At 69.3% G+C, this 3,174-nt stretch carries 3 protein-coding genes; 2 read left to right on the top strand and 1 reads right to left on the bottom strand.

What is annotated here, in order from left to right; translation table 11 throughout:
• Positions 1–136 precede the first annotated feature (136 nt).
• Entirely contained in the window at positions 137–736 is a 600-nt protein-coding gene (locus tag AC08OX_RS16450; RefSeq protein WP_476608629.1) for a hypothetical protein, read from the bottom strand.
• A 421-nt stretch (positions 737–1,157) separates the two neighbouring features.
• Between AC08OX_RS16450 and AC08OX_RS16445 the strand changes: the two genes are divergently transcribed.
• Together AC08OX_RS16445 and modA are read left to right on the top strand one after the other, a co-directional pair.
• Complete coding sequence (locus tag AC08OX_RS16445; protein WP_476608628.1) at positions 1,158–1,679, top strand: flavin reductase family protein; 522 nt, start codon at positions 1,158–1,160, stop codon at positions 1,677–1,679.
• A gap of 293 nt (positions 1,680–1,972) precedes the next feature.
• Positions 1,973–2,770, top strand: a complete 798-nt coding sequence (gene modA / locus AC08OX_RS16440; protein ID WP_476608627.1) for a molybdate ABC transporter substrate-binding protein — start codon at positions 1,973–1,975, stop codon at positions 2,768–2,770.
• The last annotated feature ends 404 nt before the right edge of the window (positions 2,771–3,174 follow it).

The following is a 3,174-nucleotide window of genomic DNA, read 5'->3' as shown; positions in this document are numbered from 1 at the left end:
GGGGTACGAGATGGGGACGGGTTGCGGGCCGGGAAGGCGGCGCGCGTCGTGGTCTGGGCGCGGGTCCGGGGCGACGCCGGGGGCAGCGCCCAGGGGCGCAGGTTCGGGTCGGCCTCCTGGCGGACGACGCGTTCCATCAGCACGGCCATCTCGACCGGGCCGACCCCACCGGGCACCGGGGTGATCCGCTACGGGATCCCGACGGCGCTGGGGTGGATGCCGCCGGCCACCGACCCGTCGGCGCGCGGCATGAACCCGGAGTCCACAACGAGGCACTGGTGGGCGCCGATGTGCTCGCCGGTGAGCAGGTGGGCTGTCCGGTGGCGGAGACCACGATGTCGGCCTTGCGGGCGGCCCGCAGGTCGTCGCGGAAGGCGCCATCGCGGTAGTCGAGGTCCACGCGGGTGAAGGTCTGGGGCCCGCCGTCGTCATCGGGGGAGGAGAACGGCCCGTGGTGAGTGATCCAGACCAGCGATGCGGGGTCCAGGGTGGCGTAGGGCCGCATGGCCGCGAGGAACGCCACGGCGACCCCGGCCATATCTCCGCTGATCCCGAGACGGTCGGGGTTGTCGGCCAGCTCGGACAGGACCGCGACCGGCGGTTCGGGTGCGGCGCGCAGCACCAGCCGGGCCAAGCAGTGCGCCTGCCCCCCGACGGTATGCTGCCAGGTGATCAGCGCTGCGACTCGTCTGGCCTGCACGGAGTCGAGGACCAGAGTCTGGGTGTCATCGACCATCCGATTCCCCTTTCGTCATGGCGGTCCGTCACCGTGACCGTTCCGATACATACCTGTACCAGATACATCGGTAATTGCTCGTGGCCAAGGGAAGACAGATCGTCTAATCGACGACCTCACGTGCTGCGTCACACCTAACACTGCCGCTACAGAGAGCTACTTTGCGGCTGGTGACACGAACCCGAGTCCCGGGCCTGGAGGGCCGCATGATTCTCGCTCTCGGCCCGCGGACCCGCCGCGACCTGTGACGACCTGTGGCGCCCCTCCGGTCCGGCGCCCGGAGGTGGTCTGATCGGCCCATTGACCAACCATTAAGATAGATTTAGTGTAGAAGGGTGCACTGCACCCAGTGGGACACGGCGGACTCACAGGTGTCCGGTTGAACCCCCACTCGTCGCCTGAACCTCGGCAAGCATCCAGCATGACGGCCTCGCTTCGCCAGACCCAGGGTCCGTTCAGGGCGCGCGCCGTCGACGGCGGCCTGTTCCGAACCGTTTTCCGCGGCCATCCGGCCGGCGTGGCCGTCATCACCGCCGACGCGGGCACGGGACCCGTCGGCTTCACCGCGACCTCGCTCGCGTCGCTGTCCGCCGAACCGCCGATGGTGGTCTTCGCCATCTCCTGCGGTGCCTCGTCGTGGCCCCATCTGCGGGTCGCGGAGACCTTCGTGGTGACCCTGTTGTCCTCCCAGCAGGAGGAGGTCGCCCGGCGCTTCGCCCGCAACGGGATCGACCGATTCGCCTCGCCGACCCGCTGGACCAGGCTGCCCACCGGCGAGCCCCTGCTCGACGGGGGACGGGCGTGGCTGCGCTGCTCCGCCCGGCCACCCGTCGAGGCCGGGGACCATTTCCTCGTCATCGGCCAGGTCCTTGAGGCGGACACCGACCCGGAGGCGTCCCCGCTCATCTACCACGACCGGACCTTCCACGTCCTGCCGTCGTAACCCGCGGCCGGCCAGAGGAGCATGACCGGCTCAACCGGCTCGGCACCGCTCTCGACCCTGCCCTCGGCACCGCTCTCGACATCGCCCGCCGAGCGGGGCTCCGGTCGCCGTGGCGCAGGCCCAGGCCGCGCATCGGCACACCACGGAACAACCCACCTGTTCAGCGCGCAGATGCGGAACTATCATGCACAGAGTTTCGTATCTGCGGATTAGATCAGCGACATGGTCCGCGGCTGCGGAAGCCGGACAACGGGTGAACGGGTGGAGGAACGGGACACGTGAGATTTCGCAGGATGAAGACGGCGGCCCTGGCGGTGCTCGGCGCCGGGCTTCTCGCGACCGCCGGATGTGGCGGCAGCGACGGCGGCGCTGCCGCGACTCCCTCCGCCATGGCCAGCAGCGCCGCGAGCGGAGTACAAGGGACCGTCAAGGTGCTCGCCGCCGCCTCGCTGACGGGGTCGTTCACCCAGCTCGGCAAGGACTTCGAGGCCGCGAACCCCGGATCGAAGGTGACCTTCTCCTTCGCCGGCAGCTCGCAGCTGGCCCAGCAGATCACCTCCGGCGCCCCGGCCGACGTGTTCGCCGCGGCGAGCCCGGCCACGATGAAGACCGTCACCGACGCCGGCGACAACGTCGGCGCGCCCAAGGTCTTCGTCCGCAACCAGCTCGTCATCGCCGTACCGAAGGGCAACCCGAAGGGCATCACCGATCTGCCCGCCCTGACCAAGCCTGGGGTGAAGGTCGCGCTGTGCGCCGAGCAGGTGCCCTGCGGAGCCGCCGCGAAGAAGGCGCTCGCCGCCACCGGGGTGAACCCGACCCCGGTCACCCTGGAGCAGGACGTCAAGTCCGCGCTGTCGAAGGTCGCCCTCGGTGAGGTCGACGCCGCGCTGGTCTACCGCACGGACGCCAAGGCGTCGGCGGGCAAGGTGGACGGCGTCGAGTTCCCCGAATCCGCCAAGGCGATCAACGACTACCCGATCGTCGCACTGAAGAACGCGCCCAACGCCGTCGGCGCCACCGCGTTCGTCAACTTCATCCTGTCCGACAAGGCGAGCACCGTGCTGGCCAACGCGGGATTCCAGGCCCCCTGACCGAGGTCCGCCACGGCCTCCCACGGTCCGGCAAAGGACCTCGCGGCCTCGGGGTTCGAGCTGTTCGAGATCCCTCCCGGCCACCAGGTGTTAGGCATTGCACGAACCGCTCCCTTCGGGGGCGTTGTGGCTGGCCGATGTACGGCGAGGACGAATTCGTGTCCGCCGCTCCACGCACCGGCGCCCGCGGCTACCTACTCAGTCGACGAGGGTCGCGATCTGGCTCTTGCCGCCCTTGCCGATGATCAGATCGCCTTCGAGGTGGCCTTCGAGGTGGTCTGGGACGGCGCACCGCGCCTCCAGGTCAAGGGACACCACGTCCTATCAGATCCAGCCCTGTGACTGGATCCACACGTGGTGCACTGACCTATTGAGACCGCGCAGAAACACGCCATTAATGAGCC

It is taken from the genome of Frankia sp. CoBUL1 (genome assembly GCF_978021245.1).
Note: the sequence above shows the minus strand (reverse complement) of the source record. Positions and strands in the feature narration are given on the sequence as shown.